Below are 21122 nucleotides of genomic sequence, written 5' to 3' on the forward strand. Positions count from 1 at the left end.
GCTTATCCACTGGCGATGCTGGTAATTCTGCCGTGTATAAACAGGAAAAGCGCAGGTTATGAACCTACGCCTTCCCAATTTACCTCACAACACAAGGGCTTACTTGACGGCCAGAATCTTGAATTCAGTCCGTCGGTTTTGTTGGTGTTCACTCTCGGCGCAGTCTACGCCGTCAGTACAACCATTCACAATTTCACTTTCGCCATATCCGCGGGCCGTTAACCGACCTGGGCTGATGCCCCGCGAGGCAATGTAATCCATGGCGGCACGGGCCCGGCTTTCAGACAGACGCATATTGTAGGCGTCGCCCGAACGCGCATCCGTGTGCGACCGGAGTTCAATTTTCATAGTTGGATACTCTTTCAGGATCGCTACTACATGATCAAGTTCGCGGGCCGCGTCGGGTCGGATAAAAAACTTGTTCAGATCGTAATAGATATTTTTGAGCTGGAATACGTCGCCTTCGCCGTAGAGACCCAGCGAATCGACAACGCCCGTTTGAGGCCGCTTGCCCTTGATGACCTTACTCGTAGTGCGTTTGGTTGCGTACCGATCTTTCTGGGCAGTGATGGTAAATGGCGCATTAGGTTTCACCGCAAACTCATAGCCACCGTCGGGCCCAGTTACCACCGATTTTTCCGATTTGTCTTTTTCGTTACGAAGCGTCACCATTACACCCTCGGCTGGCTTCTGGTTGACCTCCGTTTTTACAATACCCCGAATGATCGTGTTTTCACTCTTCTCCAGGTAGATCGATACATTCATCTGCGGTTTGTTCGACTGCGTCAGGGTCGAGAAGCGGATGCTGTTGGGCGCGTAGCCGTCCTTTACCGCTTTGAATTCGTACTCCGTATTGACATCGAGGCACAGATCTGTTTTGCCGTCAGTATTGGTCACTTTCAAATCCTGATTCGATCCATTCCGAACAATGCGTACATCGGCAGCGCTGATTGGGGCTCCGCTTTTGGCATCAAATACCAGGATGTTCAACTGCTTGCACGAGCGACGAAACGAATAAATATCATCGTCGCTGACGCCTTTACGGCGGTTGCTGCTGAAGTAGCCTGAGGTACGTGCTTTATCGGTTATCAGGCCAAAATCATCTTTCTCAGAGTTAATCGGGTACCCTACATTCTGCACGTCACGGTAAGGAACACCGTCTTTCAATTCGGCATAGAATACGTCTAGGCCACCTAGCCCAGCATGTCCGTCGGAAGCAAAATACAGGTTGCCAGCTGAGTCAACGTAGGGGAACATTTCATTTCCTTCCGTATTCAACTCTTTACCCATATTGACGGGTGTGCCCCATTCGCCGTTTCTGAACTCAACTACGTAGAGGTCGGTGCCACCATAGCCGCCTGGCATGTCAGAGACGAAATATAACCGCTGATCGTCGGGAGAAAACGCGGGATGACCTACTGAATATTCGCTGCTGTTGAAAGGCAGTTCGGTGACGTCGTGCCACTTGTTTCCCCGGAATACGGCCGAGTACAGTTTTAGCTTCCGAACACCTTCGCTGCTCTTCGCCGATTTTCCTTTGCTGCCGTTGTTGCGCGTGAACACGATGAAATTTTGATCCTGTGTAAACGTGACCGGCCCTTCGTGGTATTTCGTGTTCAGGGTGCGGCTAAACTTCTCCGACTTCGAAATAGGCTTGTTCTCCGCCTCTACTTCGATCGACTGATCAGCTGCCGGGCCACCACCACCAAGCACCGCCGTGGCAGCTGGTCGTACTACCGGATCAAAGCCCGGAATGCGTAGTTGGTTAGTGTCGGGAAAGGCGTATAGATCCAGAAAAGGTGTCTGGTTCCAGGAGAAAACCCGCTTGATAACCCCGCCCTCGTCGCGCGACGACACAAAGACCAGTCCTTTTTTGTAATACATCGGGCTAAAATCGGCCTGACGCGAGTTGATCGGTAGGTTCTGGATGCGATAGGATGACGAGTCGAGGTAAAAGCGACTGAGGTCCATATAGGTGATGGTACCGGTACGGCCACGCAGGTCATTGCTTTGCCGCTGGCCATACTGGCTATACATTTTCTGTGCTTCGCGGCTTTTTCCGTTTTGAGCCAGCGCCTGGGCATAATAGAGATAGACCTCGCTTTCCAGATCGGGGTAACTGGCAATCAGTTCGCCATATACACGTTCTGCGTTGCGGGTGTCCTGCAACTTGCGGTAACTAAAACCAAGCTTGGTCATGGCTTCGCGGGCTTCGGCAGCATCGCCCGGCTTACCACGAAGGAACTCTTCATAAAGGCGTACGGCCGATAGGTAGCTATAATTGTCGTACTGCTTATTCGCGGCCTTCAGTCGCCCGCTTTGCGCATGCAGCGTCAGCGACGTTATCAGCAGCCCCGCTATCAATAGCAGAACCCGTGTTGATCGGTTCATGAGGTAATCTGTTTTAACTATGGGTCTCCCCCCATTCACTTAACAAAATAAGTGCCAAAGTACATACAACGCACATTCCAGTAACCAACTTGATCTATCAGACTAAATGAGGCGGATCTATTTATTAATCGTTTTCAACCGGTGTTGGTTGATCTGCCATTGCACCCTGACAATCCAACGTGTGTTCGCTGTCAGTCGGGCGTTTTGAGCGGTTCGATATCCGACTACCCATCGTATTTGGCTATCGCTCTCAAGCACCCAAACATGCTCCCTCTCGGGCAGGGGAATCTTACGATCGGCCAGAAAGTCACTAATCAGCTGGCTGCCGTTCATGCCTAGTGGTGTAAATCGATCACCCTTCTGCCAGGTACGCAGTCGCCATGGGAACGGCAGCGTATCGGCGTCGAATAAAGCGATAGGCTGGCCAATCGGCCACTGTTCATCCCAATCAGTGCGCGCTATACGCTCAACAATCAACTGACCGTCTATACCAAACTCAATGGGAGTAGTAGGCCAATCCTGAATCAGTATGGGTACTGATGATGTGCTGGAAAGCGGTTGCAGCCAGAGTTGTCCACGGTCGTGCAACAGCCGGTGACCAGGAGCCATGAAGACCTGTCCGTTCTGGTCAGGTACGTATCTGGCCGGGTCAATTGCCTGCCAGCACTGAGCTAGCACATCCGTCGTGAAACCATAGGGTCGCAACCAGTCACCCAGTCGGAAAAGGGGCTCAGACAATCGGGCCAACGCCGCCACATCAATCACAAGTCCATCAGTGGTGGGCTGGGCGCATTGGTTGAACGAGGCAGTGAGTGCTTCCTGCAGCACTGTCTCAGCGGCCCGTAACTGGGTTAGTGAACGGGGAAGCGCCTGCAACAACCCCGGATTAATCTGTTCCAACACCGGAATAACCCGATGCCGAATTTTATTTCGGCTGTAGGTAGTCGATGCGTTCGACGAATCTTCGCGCCAGGCTATTTTGTGCTGCTGGGCGTAGGTATCTATGGCCTTGCGCGGGGCAAACCAGAGCGGTCGAACCAGGCGAGGTGCCGTTGGAGACAGGTCGGCCTGAATAGGCATACCCCGTAGTCCGGCCAGACCCGTACCCCGGGTAAGGTTCAGCAGCATGGTTTCGAGTACGTCGTTGAGGTGGTGAGCCGTAGCAACGGCAACGTACCCATGCTGAAGTTGCAGGGTACGGAACCAGGCATATCGAAGCTGCCGGGCTGTGACCTGGGTCGATTCACCGCGTTGGGCTGATTCAGCCAGCGTATCGAACCGGGTCAGGTGAAACGGAACCCCGTAGGTACGTGCCATGTTCTCCACAAAGGCTGCATCAGTATCGGAGTCCGCTTTCCGAAGCCCGAAATTGACATGCGCCACGCCAAACGAAAAACCGCCCTGCTGCAATAGGTGGGCCAGCACCATTGAATCGAGTCCTCCACTTACCGCCACCAGAACGCGGTCTGATCGATTGAATAGCCGGTGTTCGTTAATAAAAGCTAAAAAGCGGTCGGGTAGCACGCAGGTACGTTAGATTTGCATGTTGAAGTTACATGAACTTGGGTACACAAACATATAGTCTTTTGCGGCCATTGGCCGTTTTTTTTGCTTGTCTGGCGGCGATCATGCTGCTGGGTACGTCTGGTTGGGCGCAAGTTGGCCGTCCAGCGGCACCAGGTACGTCGTCTGGGGCACCTGAGCAAGTTCAAATTTTGCATGCCGATACACTGGACGTGAGTCAGGCCCCCGGTAGTGCAACTCGTCGGCTGGTTGGCAATGTTCGCCTTCGGCATAAAGGGGCGCTGATGTTTTGTGACCTGGCCATCCAGAATTCGTCGGCCAACGTGGTAGAGGCGTATGGTAATGTCCGGATTTTGCAGGGTGACACGATTACCGTTAAGGGTGATACCATGTACTACTATGGCAACACGCGTTCGTCGACGTTGCTGAGCCGGGTATCGCTGCGGGACACCAAGATGACCCTGACCACTTCCCGCCTTGATTACGACATGGCTAACGGCATTGCCCATTACCCCAACAAAGGGCGCATTGTCGACAAAGACAACGTGCTGACCAGCGAAGAGGGCTACTACGACACCAGAATCAAGCAATTCACGTTTATCCGGAATGTAAAACTCGTCAACCCGAAAACGACGCTGACGGCCGATTCGCTTCTCTACAACAGTGGCACCAAACTGGCCACGTTTCAGGGGCCAACAAAGATTGTGAATAAGGACGGGACGCTGATTGCCCGCGAAGGCACCTACAATACCGTAACCAGAATCTCTAACTTCAGAAAACGGGCCACGGCGTACACCGAAAAATACACGCTGACCGGTGATACGCTGGATTTTGACAATCAGACCGAGTTAGGCATCGCGCGGGGTAATGTGGTGCTGGTTGGCAAGGAAAATAATACCATCATTACGGGTGACCAGGGGCGGTACAACGGGAAGGCGGGGATTTCGCGGGTAACGGGAAATGCCGTAGTGCGTTCGGTCGTCAACAAGGACACACTATATATGCGGGCCGACACGCTTTTTTCGTATGATACGCCGAGCGGGAGTAAAGAGAAAAAACCACGCAAACTGGTTGGACAAAAAAATGTACTGGTTTATAAATCGGATTTACAGAGCCGATGCGATTCGCTGGTCTATGCTGTGTCTGATTCAACAATTTACTTTTATAAAAAGCCGATTGTCTGGAGCGATTCGTACCAGATGGAAGCTGATTCACTGACGGCCAAGCTAAAAAATAACCGGATCAACACGCTGCTTCTACGGGGGCGATCTTTTGTTATTTCGCAGGATTCGCTGCAATATTTCAATCAGATAAAAGGCCGATCCATTACGGCTTCGTTCAAAAATGTGCGGGATACGATTCGCCCGAAACCGGTAGCTACAGCCCGTGTGCGCCCGAAAGCTGGCCAGAAAGCCCCACCGAAGGTGGTCACGCAGCCACGCCCTGCCACTGCTGTCGCTGCCCCTCTTGCGATTGAAGACAAGACAATATTAAATCGGGTAGTGGTTGAGGGCAACGGTCAGAGCATTTATTACGTAGTAGATGATAAGAACGTTTTCACGGGAATGAACCGCGTTGATTGTAGTAAAATGACCATTGATTTTAAGAAAGGGCGGGTGGGTACTATTCGGTTTTATGGCAGTCCCGATGGAGCACTCACACCCCCTAAGCTGCTTACAGAGGATAAGAAAAAACTGGATAATTTTCGGTGGCGCATTGACGAGAAGCCTACGAAAGAACAGGTTTTAGGTGGACAAAAAACGACTGGTAATAAGGCCACAGAGCCAATCGCCAGTCAGGGTACATCAGCAACAAATCCTTCCGCTACATCAGCAACCGGTAAGGTGCAGCCTTTACCGAAAGGGATAAGTACTCCGGTGGATAAAAGCGGCATTAAATTTGACGCTAATTTTAAACCATTGCCAACGAAAGCGGGTCAGAAGAAGTAAATAGCACTGGGATTAACAATTTTTTACTTTTTATCACGTTGACTTTGTCTTTTCATCGACTTACGTTTGTGTTAGCTTTGATCAACGCATTGATTTTCAGGAATGGAAAAACGACTACGTATATATGGGTGTTTGATTGGCCTGCTGTTGGCCACTTCTGTGCAGGCGCAAGTGCCTGGCCGGAGTCGGCTTGAGCTTGGTCGAAAAGCTGCCCTAACCGCACCGACAGTAGCCTCGGCAAAACCTCATCGGGTATTGCTGCCTTTGTCGCGACCTATGTCTACGATGGATCATTTGCTGACGCAGGGGAAAAACTCAGCCATGCAGGATTACTACCGGGCTTTACTGATTGCCGCGCCAACATCCAGTTCAAGAAGTGCTGCTGGCCGTAGCACAACGCAGGCAGACGGTATGGTGTCGGGAACCGGAACAGAGCGATCTTCTGAAGAAGCCGTACGGATCGATGACCGCATGTATACCAGCGATCGCCTGACTGTATCGAACATTTATCCAAACCCTGCCCACGACGTTGCTGAAATTGACTACATAATGAACAGCAACGTGGGTAGCGCTTCAATTACACTACTCAGTATCCTGGGTTCTCCGGTTGCCGAGTATACGCTGGATCGCTCAGAGCGCAAGATTCGTCTGCAAACTCGCGACTTGCCAACCGGCTACTATTTTTACCAGCTTTCTATTGAGGGCGTTAAAGTAGCTACCAAGAAACTGCTCGTTAAACATCAATAATGCCTGCCAATTCCTGAATCTTAAGAATTGTTAAGCAACGCACCAGATTGGCTACACCCTCGTTTAAAAGGTGTAGCCATTATTTTTTGTATATTTGCGATCTTATGCGAAACCGTCGTTTTTTTGCCATTATAGTTGGAGTACTAGCACTGGGGCTGTCGGCTTGTAGCGATTTTTCTAAAATTCAGAAAAATGGCACCGACGATGAGAAGTACAAAGCCGCCCAGAAGTATTTTACCAAGAAAGACTGGTACCGGGCCGGCGTTCTGTTTGAAGAAATCATTCCGAAGCTGAAAGGAAGCACCGAACAGGAACTGTCTCAATTCAACTACGCCTATACGCAGTATAACCAGGGCTTGTACGAACCGGCGGCTCAACTCTTCAAGCGATTCTATGAAACGTTTGCCCGGAGCGAATCAGCCCCCGATGCAATGTACATGTACGCGCTCTCTCTGTACAAATCGACGCCGGGCTTCAATCTGGACCAGTCAAACACCATCAGCGCTATGTCGGCACTACAGGATTTTGTAAACACAAACCCTGATAGTGAGCATGTTAAAGACTGTACGGGCCTGATTCTTGACCTGCGTCGTCGGTTGGAGCGGAAAGCTTACGAACGTGCCAAACAGTATTACAAAGTAAGCGGGTTTAGTATCGCCAACTACAAATCATCGGTTGTGTCGATCAACAACTTCCAGCGCGAATTTCCCGACTCGGAGTACAATGAGGAATTGGCTTATCTGAAAGTAGACGCCGAGTATAACCTGGCGGCTAACTCAATTGCCGAGAAACAAAAGGAACGTTTTCAGGATGCGGTGGCGTTTTACAAAGCATTTCAGGAAAAATACCCCAATAGCAAGTATTTGAAGCAGGCCGAAAAGATGCATGAGAACAGCACGAAAGAGCTGGATCGGATTGCTAAAGAAGAGAAAGCCCGCGAGGAGTTTAAAAAGCAACAACAGCCGAACCCCAACGCTCCGGCGAAGGTGACCTCGGCAAACTGATAAAACTATGGCATCGAATCCTTCGATTATCACGCGCGATACCGACAAGATTGCGGCATTGACTGGCAATTTGTACGAATCAGTTTCGATCATCTCGAAACGCGCCCGTCAAATCTCGACGAAGAACAAAGAAGAGCTGAGCAACAAACTATCTGAATTTGTGTCGGCGGTTGATAACCTCGAAGAGGTATTTGAAAATCGGGAACAAATCGAAATCTCGAAATTCTACGAGCGTATGCCAAAGCCGACAACGCTGGCAACCGACGAATTTCTGGCCGGTAAAGTGTACTTCCGATACCCTGAAGAAGGCGAAGAGAAATAGTAGAACGAATTAACACGCTGTCCCACGTGAAGCATAGAGGCACGGAGTCTGCATAAACTCTGTACATCTTTGTGCGTCACGTGGGATTTTTGCTGCCTATGGAACCCCTGCGAGGTAAACGAATTGTATTGGGTGTGTCGGGCAGTATTGCTGCCTACAAGTCGGCATTGCTGGTGCGCCTGCTAGTGAAAGCCGGTGCCGAGGTGCAGGTTATTATGACCGAATCAGCGAAGGCATTTATTACACCCCTGACGCTGGCTACGCTATCGAAGCGACCAGCCCTGTCGACTTTTGTGGCCAATGAAGATGGCGTCTGGAATAACCATGTCGAGTTGGGACTTTGGGCCGATGTGCTGGTAATCGCCCCGGCCTCGGCCCGTACATTGGCGCGTTGCTCAATGGCCCTTTGCGACGATCTGCTGTCGGCAATCTACCTGTCGGCCAAGTGCCCGGTGTTTGTAGCGCCGGCCATGGACCTGGATATGTACCGGCACCCGGCCACGCTGGAGAATCTGGATCGGCTGCGGCGATTCGGAAATTACATTATCCATGCCGAGCATGGCGAGCTGGCCAGTGGGTTGGTAGGAGAGGGTCGCCTGGCCGAACCGGAAACCATCGTGCAAACACTGGAGCGTCATTTTAGCCAGCAGGCGGTACTGGTGGGGAAGTCGGTGCTGATTACGGCTGGCCCCACGCAGGAAGCCATCGATCCGGTGCGGTACATCAGTAACCATTCGACCGGGAAAATGGGATTCGCCATTGCCCGCGCTTTTGCGCTGGCCGGTGCCGACGTTACTCTGGTGTGTGGACCAACGTACCTGGCCACGCCCGAACCCACAATCCGGCGGGTGGATGTACGATCGGCGCAGGCCATGTATGAAGCGGCGTTAGTGGCGTTTCCATCGGCCCATATTACGATTCTGAATGCTGCCGTGGCTGATTATACACCGGCGCACCCGGCCACAGAAAAAATAAAAAAGAAAGAGGCGCAGTTTGCCGTTGAACTCACCAAAACCATAGATATTGCCGCCACGCTGGGTACCCAAAAACGGGCCGATCAACTGATGATGGGCTTCGCACTGGAGACAAATAACGAGCGTGAAAACGCGCTTGGAAAATTACATCGGAAAAACCTGGACTGGATCGTGCTGAACTCATTGCGTGATGCTGGTGCTGGATTCGGGCACGACACCAACAAAATTACCGTTATGGATAGGCAGGAAGTGGTAACTGAATTTGGCCTCAAAACCAAAGATGAAGTGGCTGCCGATCTGCTTTCGATCATTGCCCGCAACCTATAGGTAAATGCGCCTGACTATGACACGTATCGTACTTTTAATCAGTTTCGTACTATTCACAATTGGGCCTGTTTGGGCCCAGGAACTGAACTGCACCGTGACGTTGAACACCGACCAACTAGCAGCTGCGCAGAAGACCGATCTGACGTACTTCAACCAGTTGAAGAGCGTTATTTCAGAGTTTATGAACAACCGGCGCTGGTCGACTGATCAGTTCACCCCCGCCGAGAAGATCAACTGCACGTTAACGATCAACCTCATCCAGTCGACGGCAGTTGGTGTGTTTCGGGGTAATGCCCAATTGAGCGTAACACGGCCTGTATATGGCACCAATTATCAGACAACGACCCTCAGTTTCGTAGATCGTAATTTCGATTTCAGCTGGCTACCCTCGCAGCCGTTCTTTTACCGCGAAAACCAGTATTCGGATGAGCTGACACATGCGCTGGCGTTCTATGCCAATGTAATTCTGGCCGTGGATTATGATTCTTTCTCCCGGCAGGGGGGTAACGTCTATGTACAACGGGCGTTCCAGCTCGTCAATGTGGCGCAGGCCGTGTCGGATAACGGTGCCTGGTCGGCGCAGGACAATAGCCGCCGGAACCGGTACTGGCTGGTCGAGAACCTACAAAACCAGCAAGTGATTCCCTTTCGCGATGGCTTTTATACTTACCACCGACTGGGTCTCGATGCCTTTGCCGGTAACCCGGTGCAGGCGCGGAAATACACCATGGATTTGCTGACGAGCATTCGGCAGATTACCTTGCAGAAGCCCGGAGCCGTCTTGCTCAATTCGTTTTTCGATGCTAAATCGGACGAACTACTGAATATTATGGCTGAAGGTACGCGCGATGAACGCAAGCGTGCCTTCGACCTGCTTTCATTTTTGGATCCGGGCAAAACAGAAAATTATAGACGGCTGTTGAATTAACAGATGTCGGTTACGGCGGTTATAGCCTGACTGATCCGCAACGATCACATACCGTTCCGCAGCAGAAAACTGTGGACTATGGACTGCCGTTGCCAACTTTTTTACCCTGCCTAATTGTTTCTTATTCGTATGCTATCGCACTTATTGATTAAGAATTACGCGCTTATTGACCAGTTGGAAATGACCCCCGATCACGCCCTGAATATCATTACGGGTGAGACGGGTGCCGGAAAATCCATCATGCTGGGGGCTATTGGCCTGTTATTGGGCAACAGAGCTGATACCCGCGTACTGTATGATCCGTCTGTGAAGTGCATCATCGAAGGATCGTTTGATGTGGCTGGGTACGTGATCGAAACGATTTTTGAGGAAGAAGAACTGGACTTTGCGCCAACCTGCATTGTTCGCCGTGAAATTAGCCCGGCGGGAAAATCCAGGGCATTTGTCAACGACACACCGGTGAACTTGGAAACCATGCGGCGGGTAACCAGCCAGCTCATGGACATTCATTCGCAACATGATTCCGTATCCCTGGGGTCTAATGAGTATCAATTGCAAATCGTTGATACCTACGCGCAGGATGATGATCTATTGCGACGGTATCGCGCCGATTACCAGATATTCCGGGAGCGACAAACAGTTTACGATCATTTGATGAACGAAGCCGGTGCTATGCGCCGGGAGTTCGATTACAACAATTTTCTGTACGAAGAGCTGGCTAAGGCTAACCTGCAAGCCGACGAGCAGGAGACCTTGGAACAGGAATTGAACGTACTGGAAAATGCAGGTGAAATTAAAGAACGGTTACTGCTGGCTTCCGAATACCTGGATAATCCGGAGCAATCGGTGGTAGCGTTGCTGAAAAGTGCCGTTGGCTGTCTGAATCAGGTAAGCAAAGTAGCCGATCAGTACCGGCCTTTGCAAGAGCGGGCACAGAGTGCCCTGATTGAACTGCGTGATTTGGCCGATGAGATATCGACGGAACAGGAAGGTGTTGAAATGGACGATACCCGGACCGAATCTGTACGCGAACGGCTTAATCTGATCTATCAGCTTCAAACAAAGCACCAGGCCAAAGATGTGGCTACGCTGATTGCCCTTCGGAATGAACTGGAGCAGAAAGTGAGCATGGTGTTGAATCTGGACGAAGAGATTGAAAAGGCCAAAGCCAAAGCCGAGGCTGCTCAGAAGAAGATGAATACCAGCGCCGAAGCCCTGTCGAAAGTGCGCATGGCAACGTTGAAGCCCATTGAGAAAGAGATAAAGGAACTACTCGATGCACTGGGTATGCCCAATGCGTCGCTCCAGATTCAGGCCGAGCGGGGCCGCCCTACACCGACAGGTATCGACACGGTTTCGTTCCTGTTCAGTGCCAACAAAGGCGTGAAGCCACAACAGTTGAAAAATGTAGCGTCGGGTGGCGAGTTTTCCCGTCTGATGCTGGCGATCAAGTACATACTGGCCAGTAAACGGTCGTTGCCTACCATCATTTTCGATGAAATTGATACGGGTGTGTCGGGTGAGATTGCGATCAAAATGGGGCAGATGATGCGCGATATGGCGCATACCCACCAGCTGATTTCAATAACCCACCTGCCTCAGATTGCCGCTCAAGGTATGGCACACTATTTTGTGTATAAAGATCATTCGGCCGCTAAAACAGTAAGCCGGGTACGTAAGCTTACCTTTGAGGAACGCGTTCAGGAAATTGCCCAGATGATCGGTGGTAAGTCACCATCGCCAAGTGCGGTTAACAGCGCCCGCGAAATTCTGGAACAGAACGCCGTTGTATAACTCTGTAGAAAGGGAAAGCTAGCTACTAACTTCCCCGTTACAACCAATTAATTACTTAGTAACCAATGAAACACCTAGTACTCACCATTAGCCTGGCAATGGCACTCGCCGCTTGCGGTTCAAAGGAAAAAAGTGGCCATGAAGGCCATAACATGGCCATGACCGAAGCCGGTACGCCAATCGATAAAGCTCAGCAGGAGGTAATGGCGTTGCATGATGAAGTGATGCCCCGCGTCGATGATATCATGAAGCTTAAAAAGGAACTGAACGGCAAATTGACCGCTTTAGATAGTATGCGGGGTACACCCAGCGAAACAGTTCGGATCGACGAGCAGAAAGCGCAGGTACGTCAGCTGGTTCGCCACCTGACTGAGGCCAACAGTCTGATGATGGATTGGATGGATCAATACAAGGGCGACACACTGAAGAAATTGCCTGAAGCCGACGCTTTACGTTATCTGGCTGAACAGAAGCAGCTTATCAACAATGCAAAAGCAAAAATTAACCAGAGTATCGCGCAGTCGCAAAACTACCTTAAACAGTAGCCTGATCGCTCGATTACTCCTGTTTGCGCCAGTCATCGCTCTGTTCGTAGGGCTGACTGGCTGCTCACAAACCGAAAAACTACCAATTCTGGGTGAGCGGGAGGTAATCACCAAACAGGTAGATGGGAAAACTGTCACCGATTCGGTTTACCACACCATTCCTGATTTTAAGTTTGTTAGTCAGGATGGCGATACTATAACGGCGGCGACGGTCAAAAACAAAATTTACGTTGCTGACTTCTTTTTTACATCCTGCCCCACCATCTGCCCCAAGATGAAAACACAGTTGAAGCGCGTTTATGAGCGTTTCAACACCAACCCGGATGTGTTGTTACTCTCACACACGATTGACCCGGACCACGACTCGGTACCCGTACTAAAAGAGTTTGCGAATGAGCTGGGTGTAACCGGCAAAAACTGGTTGTTCGTAACGGGTGATCGCGACAAGATTTATGACATCGGTCAGAATAGCTATATGGTTACGGCGCAGGAAGATTCGTCGGCACCGGGCGGGGTAGTGCACAGCGGCGCGTTTATCCTGGTCGATAAGGACCGCCACATTCGGGGTATTTACGACGGCACAACTGAGGTTGGCGTGGATAAACTCATGACCGATATGGAGAAGTTGCTGAGTGAAAAAGAGTAATTAATGGGTAGATATCCCAAGCCGCCACGTATGCCCCCACTGTCTACGAATTCTGTTTTCTACGCCGCGCTCGTCAGTCTGCTTCTTCCCGTTGTTATGTCTTCCTGCCAGAGCCAGGAAGAAACCATGCGACAGAAATACGTTACTGAAGGTATTTTGCTATACAGGCGGAACTGCGCCAACTGCCATCAGGCCGATGGGGCTGGTCTGGCTAACCTGTATCCACCACTAGCCAATTCAGACTACCTGAAGGCAAACAAAAACGCTGTTATCTGTTCGATCCGTTACGGGCAGCAGGGGCCAATTAAGGTAAACGGAAAGGTTTATAACCGGGTCATGCCACCTCAGTTACAGCTTAGTGCCCTGGAGGTAGCTGAAATTACAACCTATATCTATAGTCAGTGGGGTGATGATAAACGCCTGGTGACTGCCAAGGAAGCCGAAGCGTTGCTGAAAGAGTGCGCTAATTAACCAGTGTGCGGGCGCTTAGTCCGTTTTACGCTGCTCAAAACGAACTGGGTGTCCGTATTGCAGTAGGTACGTTAAATACCACCTTCGATATTGAACCGACCCGTTGGTTTACGAATCGAGTAGTGCGAAAAGTCCTGGTTGGCGTCGAGACCAAGGCCGTAGAGTTTTTCGCCGGTAAGCTGGCTCGATACAACCACTCGTTCCTGGGTATATACTTTTCTGGTATTCGGATTCCAGTTAAGCAAATTGGTCTGGAGCTTTTCCTGCTTGGCTTTATTGACAACTACCACATGTCCCATGACCGTATACAAATCCTTGGCTTTGTCGTATTTGCCAGAATCGGAGCGGAGGGTCGTTACTATCTGTGAACCAGTAGGATCGTAGAAGTCTATGAACACCTCATTCGGATATTTTCGGTCTTCATTGCTATACCTTAACTGCCGGGCAGTGGTTAATTTCACCCGCATTTGGGCGGCTTCGCTGTAGAGGAGTTTCACATTGTTGATCTCCTCAATTGGCCCCTTGTATGCCTGAGCCTGAACCGGCTTTTTGTCTTCTTCGCAGGAAACAAGTGTAATCAGCAGGGCGAAGCAAAGCAGATAAACTGGTTGACGCGTTAAACTGCATAACGCATCACATAGGGCCAAGTGGCGAAAAGAAACGTCATTCCTCATTGTTGGTACACTAGTCGATAACCGATTTACGGAACCACCAGTCGTTCAATGAGAAACCAATGGCTACCTTAAAGTATTTCTCACGTACCTGCGCCCCGGTCAAAGCCCCGCGTTGTCCGCCTACAAAGGCCAGATTGATGTGGTTCACAAAATAGGCCCCTACCGGAATCGAGAAACCGAGGCTACCATTCACATCAGTCAGCTGCGTACCATCGACCTGATACGGCATTTTGTTATATTGAAAACCCGCGCGGTACGTAATCAGGTCACGGTACCGGGTTGAGGTTGGTTTTGGCGTGTATTCGACACCAATGGCCGTGTGAAGACCATCGCGGAGATTGCCTGGCTGGTCAGTGATGGTTCTGAACTGGCTCCACGATTGCATGCCGGCTTCGATACCGATTGCCAATTGGTTGTTCTTCTCGAGCGTAATGCCAAACTGAACGTTTTGTGGCAGGGGAACTCGACCATCAACGTTAGACCGGATCGTGTCGCTGCCCGATACTTCGCGGCCCGATAAAAGCTGCTGGTACACATCGGTCTCGCTGGCGCTGAGGTTCGATTTGGGCGCGAAGGTAGCGCCCACGTTCAGTACATAGTCTTTACCAAGCGATGGCCGCCAGGCCGCCCCCAGATTCCAGACAATATCGCTGTAGCTTACCCGATTGAGGCGCGAGACAACAATGTCAGTCGTTGAATTGATCAGCACCTGTGAGTTTGAACTGCTGGCAACGTTACCAAAAATAAACGAGGCGTCGGCGCCGAGGTAAATGTTCTTGCCCACCCGTACGCCATTACTGATCGAAGCCCGGTTGAGTGCTCCTTTGCCGGTGTAGTCAAACTGAGTTTCGTAGATCGTCCCGTCAATTTTTCCGTATTTCCGAGTCTGGTAATCAATGTAGCTGTAGGGCCGCAGACTAATCGACGTGTTCCAGCGCGACGACAGCGGGAAGGCAAGCGCCAGGTAGCTCAGGTTACCGCCAAAATCGCGTTGCGTGATCGGCTCATTCTGTACCAGTTGGCTAATGGTCTTTTGCTGCCCCAGCAACCCGATTTCGAAAATCGTGAACCGGCTGCGGCGGGCCAGCAGGGCCGGGTTTTGGCTGTTGAGGTAAAACGGGCTGGCGTAGCTGACACCAACGCCTCCCATGCCAATATTGGCAACATTGGTGGCGGGCAAGACTTCGCCGAGGCCAAGGGCTGAATATGGAGAGTTGCCAAGGCCCTGAGCCTGTAACGTATAGGTAGCCAGCAGGCTAAGGCCAGCGGCCAGAAGAATTAACTTTTTCACAAAAAAACGTGTCAGATGCCGGTCGGTTTCGATCAAATGCAGAAAACAGCGGCATTACGGTTGCGTATGAGTCAACAGAATGCGGTTCAGGCCTTGAAGTACCAACTCCGGTACTGCAAATATACCCGGTTTCAGGCGGTTTATGAACAATGGTCCGTCGCCTCCGCAGACAATGACCCGAAGAGCAGGGTGAAGGTTGGTATATTCATCGATGATTCCGGCCAGTTCGAGGGCCATTCCATTCATAGCGCCACTCAAAAGAGCCTCTCTTGTATTGCGGGCTGTGAGGGGTGGCCAGTCGGTCAGGTCGGGAACGTTGTCGATCTGAGGCAGGCGGGCCGTGAACGCATGCATAGCTTGTAGCCGCATGCGAAGCCCCGGTGAAATAAGCCCGCCCTGAAAGCAACCAGTTGCCGACAAGAAATCGGCGGTGATGCACGTACCCAAGTCGAGAATCAGGCAGTCCTGCCCCGGAAAAAGATCTGATGCGCCTACGGCTGCTGCTAGTCTGTCGGCTCCCAGCGTACGGGGTGTTTCGTAGTTATTCTGAATAGGGATAGCTAAGTCAGGGCTCATTAACAGCCAGTTAGCGCCGCCGTCGAATTCGTCGAGCAACTGCCGTAACTCGCTGACCAGCCGGCTGGTCGACGAGGCGATAACGTACCTGGGTGGTGTATGCACGACGGCCGCACGCAGTGCTTCTGCCGAGGCATAACGGGTGGTTTCGACCAGGTTATTACCCTCGAACCAGCCTGCTTTTATGCGTGTATTTCCCCAGTCGATGGAAAGATTCATGGTGGTGGAAGCGGAATTTTCTGACAGGATGCACGGGATTGTCTGGCTAAGTGCGACAACCAAGCCGAACTGAGAAGCCGGCTAATTCAACATATCCCGTCAGAAAACTTAAACGGTTGGCGGTCGGTTCGTGGGGGCAGCTAATAGTGGTTAACGGCTTTTTTAACAAACTTTGTGAAATACTATGCCAACACTCTATCTGATTCCGACACCCCTGGCTCCTGACACGGCCGCGCAGGTGCTGTCGCCACCAATTGCAGAGGCGGTGGCCCGACTCGATTGTTTTTTTGTGGAAGAATTGCGAACGGCGCGCCGCTTCATCAGTGGACTACGAACCGGCCGCGTGATCGACGAAACCACCTTTTTTGACCTGCATAAAGATACACCCGAAGCCGACACCAAACGGCAGTTGATCGGTCTGTTGGCCCAAAACCGGGATGCGGGCATACTGTCGGAGGCTGGTTGCCCCGGCGTGGCAGATCCGGGAGCAGTCGCGGTTCGGCTGGCTCACGAACTGGGCTTCCGGGTCGAACCACTGGTGGGGCCATCATCTATCCTGCTGGCGTTGATGGCATCGGGGATGAGTGGGCAATCGTTCGTTTTTCACGGCTACTTACCCATCGATCGGGCCGACCGGAGCCGTACGCTGAAGCAATTGGAAACCGACGCCCGAAAGCGGCAGCAAACCCAGATTTTCATGGAAACCCCGTACCGGAATAATGGGCTGTTGACCGATTTGCTGGCGACCGCTCTGCCCGACACTCGCCTGTGTATTGCTGCCAATGTGACGGCACCCGATGCGCTTATTCAAACAAAAACGGTAAAGCAATGGAAAGGTAATCCACCTGATCTGCACAAAAAGCCAACCATCTTTTTGCTATTTTGAGCTGATTTTCTGCCTTCCATTCTTTGCCATGCTACGTCGACTTATTTGGGCAATTGGCCTGTTAGTAATCACCTTATCAGGTCGTGCACAATCAACCCGACAAGATTCTATCCGCATCAGTGAAATAACCCACGATTCGACCCGTATAGTAAAGTGGGCCCGGCTTGGTTTAAAGATCCTGTACGATCGGGCTGGTAGCTATCATGAGGCACTTCCTTACCTGGAACGGGCCGAAGCGGAGGCGAAGGAGGCGCGATCTGCTGTGCTTCTCAATCATGTGATGCAACTGCGCGGCGAACTGGAATGGGTCGCCGGCCACTGGCCGGTAGCGCTTCGGCTGTTTCAGCAGGCCGAACGTACCTACACCCAACTTGCTGCTGACGACAAAGCCAATGCGGCGTCTATGCGTCATCTGGTCTTGCTGATGAAACTGCGGATCGGCCAGGTGCAGACTGATAACAATGATTTTACGCAGGTTCGCCAGTCACTGACCGACGCCCTTCGCTATGCCCGCGACCAGCGGCTTTTTAGTGCCGCCGATCAGCGGTTGGTAGCCAGCACCTACAATAGCCTGTCTATCCTGGAAGGGAAGCTCAAAAATCAGGAAAAATCACTCGCTTATGCCGATACAGCGGCGTTGCTTTCCCGCGCTGCTGGTGATGATAACAGCTACTACGTGGCTTTGCTGAACACGGCCATCACCCGAAAGAATCTAAAGCAGTACGCAGCGGCTGTTCGTCAATATGAGTCGTGTGCCGCCTATTTTGCCAAAGAGGGTGACTCCTATGCGCTTACAATGGTGTATGCAAATCTGCCCCGTGCTTTGCTGGGTCTGAAACGGTACGATGAGGGTATTAGCTACGCCCAAAAAGCGCTGGCTATGGCGGGCAAAACAACCGACCGGCTTATGATCCATTCAGACGTACACGAGGCGCTGTCGGCGCTTTACGAAGCAAAAGGTGATTTAAAACGGGCCCTAAGTGAATTCAAGCTCTCGAAGGCACAACAGGATACGCTGTTCACCAGGGATAAGGAAAAGCAGATGCAGGAGGTGACGGCGAAATACGAAGCGGAACGGAAAGAAGTACAGATTCAAGAGCTCAAAAAAACCAGTGAGCAACGTACCTGGCAACTGGCCGGTTTGGGCATTGGGTCTGTGCTGCTGGCTTTATTATTGGGGCTTAGTCTTCACCAGTCTAAACGGCTGCGGCAGGGAAGCCAGCGCATTCGGCGCCAGACTGATCAGTTGCAGCTGTTGATGAAAGAATTACACCACCGGGCAAAAAATAACCTGGCTATTGTGTCGGGCTTACTCGAATTGCAGGCTAACCGCACCGAAGACAGGCACATCAGGCAGGCCTTCCGGGAAGGGCAACAGCGAATCAACGCCATGTCACTTATTCACCAGCGCCTGTACCAGACCAGCGAACTTACGGGCATCGATCTGCGCGAATACATCAGCAACCTGGTGCAATCGCTTATGAAAACTTATGGGCAAAACGCCAGTGCCCTCGATCTACACTTATCACTGGATGCTGACATTGTGGAGGCAGACGTAGCCATTCCGTTGGGGTTGATTATAAATGAGGTACTCACCAATGCATTCAAATACGCATTTCAGAACGTACCCAGACCGTTTTTGAGTGTAACCCTTGAGATGAAAGGCGCATGGCTGCTGCTGCAAATCGAAGATAACGGACCCGGCCTTGATCTGCGTACCTGGAACGCGCCAGGCGGGTCATTTGGGAAACAGCTTATCCGTAGCCTCAGTAATCAGCTGGATGCACACCTGACGATAGATAACCAACAGGGAACTCATATTCGCCTCGAGGTGCCTATATCGCTGTCAGTCAACGAACTAAATGCAGCCTGAGAGGTGTGCGAAGAAAAGGGAAGGAGCTTGCCGCCGGAACCAGATAGTCATTTACCGGTTCGCTGTTCTGGTCGAGAATCAAGGTAGCGGGCAATTTCGTACTTTTGCGCTCGCATTATGGTAAAGTCATTCGTATTCTCTCCATTTCAGGAAAACACCTACGTCATAGCCGACGATAGCACGCGTGAGGCGGTCGTTATTGACCCCGGCTGCTATGATCAGGCAGAAAAAGAGGAGTTAGCCAATTTCATTACCAGTGAGAACCTAACGGTTCGCTATCTGCTGCTTACCCACGCTCACCTCGACCATGTATTTGGAGCCGCCTATGTGAAGCGCAAGTATGGGGTAGAGATGTACCTCAACGAACTGGATATTCCCATTCTGAACGACGTACCTACGCGTTGCCAGCTCTACGGCCTCCGCGGTTACGAGCATGCCGACCGCGATCACAACCTGGCCGAAGGTGATGTGATTCGCTTTGGAAATAGTGAATTGGCCGTAGTTGAAACGCCGGGCCATGCGCCGGGCCACGTGGCGTTTATCAACCACGCCGACCGCTACGTCATTGGAGGGGATGTATTATTCCAGAATAGTATTGGGCGCACGGATCTTCCCTACGGTAACCACGCAACATTACTCGACAGTATCCGATCGAAGTTCTATACCCTTCCCGACGATTATGTTGTGTATGCCGGCCACATGGACCCTACCACCATTGGGCAGGAGAAACGTACAAATCCTTATACCAACTAAACGAAGAATGAGATAGTAAGCGACAAACCATGCCGATTCATCTACGCTCCTGTAGTGGACACGGCATGCTGACGACTTACCTCTACTTTACGCTCTATGCTTAAACACCTGCCCAATACCATGACCTGTGGCAACCTGCTTTGTGGTTGTATTGGCATCCTGCTGGCTACAGAAGGTGATCTGATTACCGCCTCCTGGCTAATCATACTGGCGGGTGTTCTCGATTTCGGCGACGGTCTGGTAGCTCGCATGGTTGGCGTGTCTGGCCCATTTGGCAAAGAACTTGACTCGCTGGCCGATGTGGTAACGTTTGGTGTATTGCCCTCCTTTATTTTACTCGAACTGCTGCGGTCAGCTTCAGGTAATAGCCTGAACGAACTGTCGTACGCCGCGTTCGCGATTGCCATTTTTGGGGCGTTACGGCTGGCTCGGTTCAATATCGACACCCGGCAAACCGATCAGTTTCTGGGCGTACCAATTCCGGCCAATGCACTGGTCGTGGCGTCGTTGCCGCTAATGGCTGCTGGGGCCGGGACCGTAAAGCCACTGACTGATTTTTTCCTGTCGGTACCCTTTCTCTTTGGGTATATCGTGGTCATGTCGGGCCTGATGGTATCTGAGTTGCCACTAATGGCGTTTAAATTCAAAAGCTACGGCTGGCAGGGAAACCAGATCAAGTATGGCTTTCTGATTGCTGCCGTTGTGTTGTTTGGCGTGCTGCAGTTCGCCGCTATTCCGTTAATAATCCTGTTGTATATTCTTCTTTCTGTTTTAACAAACGAGCGGCAGATTCAACAAGTAAAGTAATGACCGGTTGTTGGACAGTCGATAAGCCTGTCTAAAGCTACCTCATCTGTTTACGTACCAATCCGTTGCTCACTCTCTTCTATGACGTACCTCGCCGAAATCGACATCATGCCCCAGAAGGAAATTCTGGACCCCCAGGGCAAAGCCGTAAAACTAGGCCTGCATAACCTCAATATGGATACCATCGACAACGTCCGGATTGGTAAACATATCCGCCTCGAAGTGCAGGCCGACAGTGAAGAGCAAGCCCGTGAAACGGTCGACGCTGCCTGCCGCCAACTGCTGGCTAACCTGATTATGGAAGAGTACAGCATTACGCTTAAGACGGCCTAAAACGGTCACTAAGTCATTTATACATCCGCATTGGTAGTTGGCATTGTTAGGTACTGTATCAGCTACAGCCAGCACTGGTCAGCTACCA

Annotated in this window: 20 protein-coding genes; 15 read left to right on the plus strand and 5 right to left on the minus strand. The window is 51.3% G+C overall.

Annotation, left to right across the window (positions count from 1 at the left end):
- Positions 1 to 99: 99 nt before the first annotated feature.
- Complete coding sequence (locus F7231_RS02990; RefSeq protein ID WP_166690845.1) at positions 100 to 2391, minus strand: OmpA family protein; 2292 nt, start codon at positions 2389 to 2391, stop codon at positions 100 to 102.
- A gap of 117 nt (positions 2392 to 2508) precedes the next feature.
- A complete protein-coding gene (tilS, locus tag F7231_RS02995; RefSeq protein ID WP_166690846.1) occupies positions 2509 to 3915 on the minus strand; it encodes a tRNA lysidine(34) synthetase TilS in 1407 nt (468 codons plus the stop codon).
- A gap of 71 nt (positions 3916 to 3986) precedes the next feature.
- On the opposite strand from tilS, the gene F7231_RS03000 reads away from it, so the two are divergent.
- The 10 genes from F7231_RS03000 (at position 3987) to F7231_RS03045 (ending at position 13622) form a co-directional block, all read left to right on the plus strand.
- Positions 3987 to 5864: an OstA-like protein gene (locus tag F7231_RS03000; protein WP_310589273.1), complete on the plus strand. Its 1878-nt coding sequence runs from the start codon at positions 3987 to 3989 to the stop codon at positions 5862 to 5864.
- Positions 5865 to 5966: 102 nt separating this feature from the next.
- Positions 5967 to 6611, plus strand: coding sequence for a T9SS type A sorting domain-containing protein (locus F7231_RS03005; RefSeq protein WP_166690847.1), 645 nt, complete (start codon positions 5967 to 5969; stop codon positions 6609 to 6611).
- 104 nt (positions 6612 to 6715) lie between these two features.
- Positions 6716 to 7615 (plus strand): outer membrane protein assembly factor BamD, encoded by a 900-nt coding sequence (locus tag F7231_RS03010; RefSeq protein ID WP_085414758.1) that lies wholly within the window; start codon positions 6716 to 6718, stop codon positions 7613 to 7615.
- A gap of 7 nt (positions 7616 to 7622) precedes the next feature.
- Complete coding sequence (locus F7231_RS03015) at positions 7623 to 7937, plus strand: DNA-directed RNA polymerase subunit omega (RefSeq protein WP_085414757.1); 315 nt, start codon at positions 7623 to 7625, stop codon at positions 7935 to 7937.
- A gap of 98 nt (positions 7938 to 8035) precedes the next feature.
- Positions 8036 to 9238, plus strand: a complete 1203-nt coding sequence (gene coaBC, locus F7231_RS03020) for a bifunctional phosphopantothenoylcysteine decarboxylase/phosphopantothenate--cysteine ligase CoaBC (RefSeq protein WP_166690848.1) — start codon at positions 8036 to 8038, stop codon at positions 9236 to 9238.
- A 16-nt stretch (positions 9239 to 9254) separates the two neighbouring features.
- The gene (gene porD, locus F7231_RS03025; RefSeq protein ID WP_229364982.1) at positions 9255 to 10166 is read left to right on the plus strand and encodes a type IX secretion system protein PorD; all 912 of its coding nucleotides are present in this window, start codon (positions 9255 to 9257) and stop codon (positions 10164 to 10166) included.
- A gap of 129 nt (positions 10167 to 10295) precedes the next feature.
- Positions 10296 to 11960, plus strand: coding sequence for a DNA repair protein RecN (gene recN, locus F7231_RS03030; protein WP_085414754.1), 1665 nt, complete (start codon positions 10296 to 10298; stop codon positions 11958 to 11960).
- 65 nt (positions 11961 to 12025) lie between these two features.
- Positions 12026 to 12505: a hypothetical protein gene (locus F7231_RS03035; protein WP_085414753.1), complete on the plus strand. Its 480-nt coding sequence runs from the start codon at positions 12026 to 12028 to the stop codon at positions 12503 to 12505.
- Positions 12447 to 13151, plus strand: coding sequence for an SCO family protein (locus F7231_RS03040; RefSeq protein ID WP_166690849.1), 705 nt, complete (start codon positions 12447 to 12449; stop codon positions 13149 to 13151). Before F7231_RS03035 ends, F7231_RS03040 begins: the two co-directional genes overlap by 59 nt.
- A gap of 30 nt (positions 13152 to 13181) precedes the next feature.
- Positions 13182 to 13622, plus strand: coding sequence for a c-type cytochrome (locus F7231_RS03045; protein WP_166690850.1), 441 nt, complete (start codon positions 13182 to 13184; stop codon positions 13620 to 13622).
- Positions 13623 to 13693: 71 nt separating this feature from the next.
- Here F7231_RS03045 and lptC read toward each other — a convergent pair whose 3' ends face one another.
- From lptC to F7231_RS03060, 3 genes are read right to left on the minus strand one after another with little or no spacing between them, the layout of a single operon-like run.
- Complete coding sequence (gene lptC / locus F7231_RS03050) at positions 13694 to 14296, minus strand: LPS export ABC transporter periplasmic protein LptC (RefSeq protein WP_085414750.1); 603 nt, start codon at positions 14294 to 14296, stop codon at positions 13694 to 13696.
- A gap of 10 nt (positions 14297 to 14306) precedes the next feature.
- Positions 14307 to 15587, minus strand: coding sequence for a BamG family beta-barrel-assembly machinery protein (bamG, locus tag F7231_RS03055; RefSeq protein WP_085415278.1), 1281 nt, complete (start codon positions 15585 to 15587; stop codon positions 14307 to 14309).
- Between the two features lie 54 nt (positions 15588 to 15641).
- The gene (locus F7231_RS03060; RefSeq protein WP_166690851.1) at positions 15642 to 16382 is read right to left on the minus strand and encodes a type III pantothenate kinase; all 741 of its coding nucleotides are present in this window, start codon (positions 16380 to 16382) and stop codon (positions 15642 to 15644) included.
- Positions 16383 to 16566: 184 nt separating this feature from the next.
- On the opposite strand from F7231_RS03060, the gene F7231_RS03065 reads away from it, so the two are divergent.
- The 5 genes from F7231_RS03065 (at position 16567) to purS (ending at position 21034) form a co-directional block, all read left to right on the plus strand.
- Positions 16567 to 17268 (plus strand): SAM-dependent methyltransferase, encoded by a 702-nt coding sequence (locus tag F7231_RS03065; protein WP_085414748.1) that lies wholly within the window; start codon positions 16567 to 16569, stop codon positions 17266 to 17268.
- Between the two features lie 28 nt (positions 17269 to 17296).
- Positions 17297 to 19141: a sensor histidine kinase gene (locus tag F7231_RS03070; protein WP_085414747.1), complete on the plus strand. Its 1845-nt coding sequence runs from the start codon at positions 17297 to 17299 to the stop codon at positions 19139 to 19141.
- Positions 19142 to 19258: 117 nt separating this feature from the next.
- On the plus strand, positions 19259 to 19894 hold the full coding sequence (locus tag F7231_RS03075; protein WP_085414746.1) for an MBL fold metallo-hydrolase: 636 nt from the start codon (positions 19259 to 19261) through the stop codon (positions 19892 to 19894).
- Positions 19895 to 19990: 96 nt separating this feature from the next.
- A complete protein-coding gene (gene pssA, locus F7231_RS03080) occupies positions 19991 to 20701 on the plus strand; it encodes a CDP-diacylglycerol--serine O-phosphatidyltransferase (RefSeq protein ID WP_085414745.1) in 711 nt (236 codons plus the stop codon).
- Positions 20702 to 20782: 81 nt separating this feature from the next.
- Positions 20783 to 21034 carry a phosphoribosylformylglycinamidine synthase subunit PurS gene (purS, locus tag F7231_RS03085; protein WP_085414744.1) on the plus strand — a complete coding sequence of 84 codons (252 nt, stop codon included), beginning with the start codon at positions 20783 to 20785 and terminating at the stop codon, positions 21032 to 21034.
- Positions 21035 to 21122: the final 88 nt, after the last annotated feature.

The organism is Fibrivirga algicola, assembly GCF_011742925.1.
GTDB lineage: Bacteria > Bacteroidota > Bacteroidia > Cytophagales > Spirosomataceae > Fibrella > Fibrella algicola.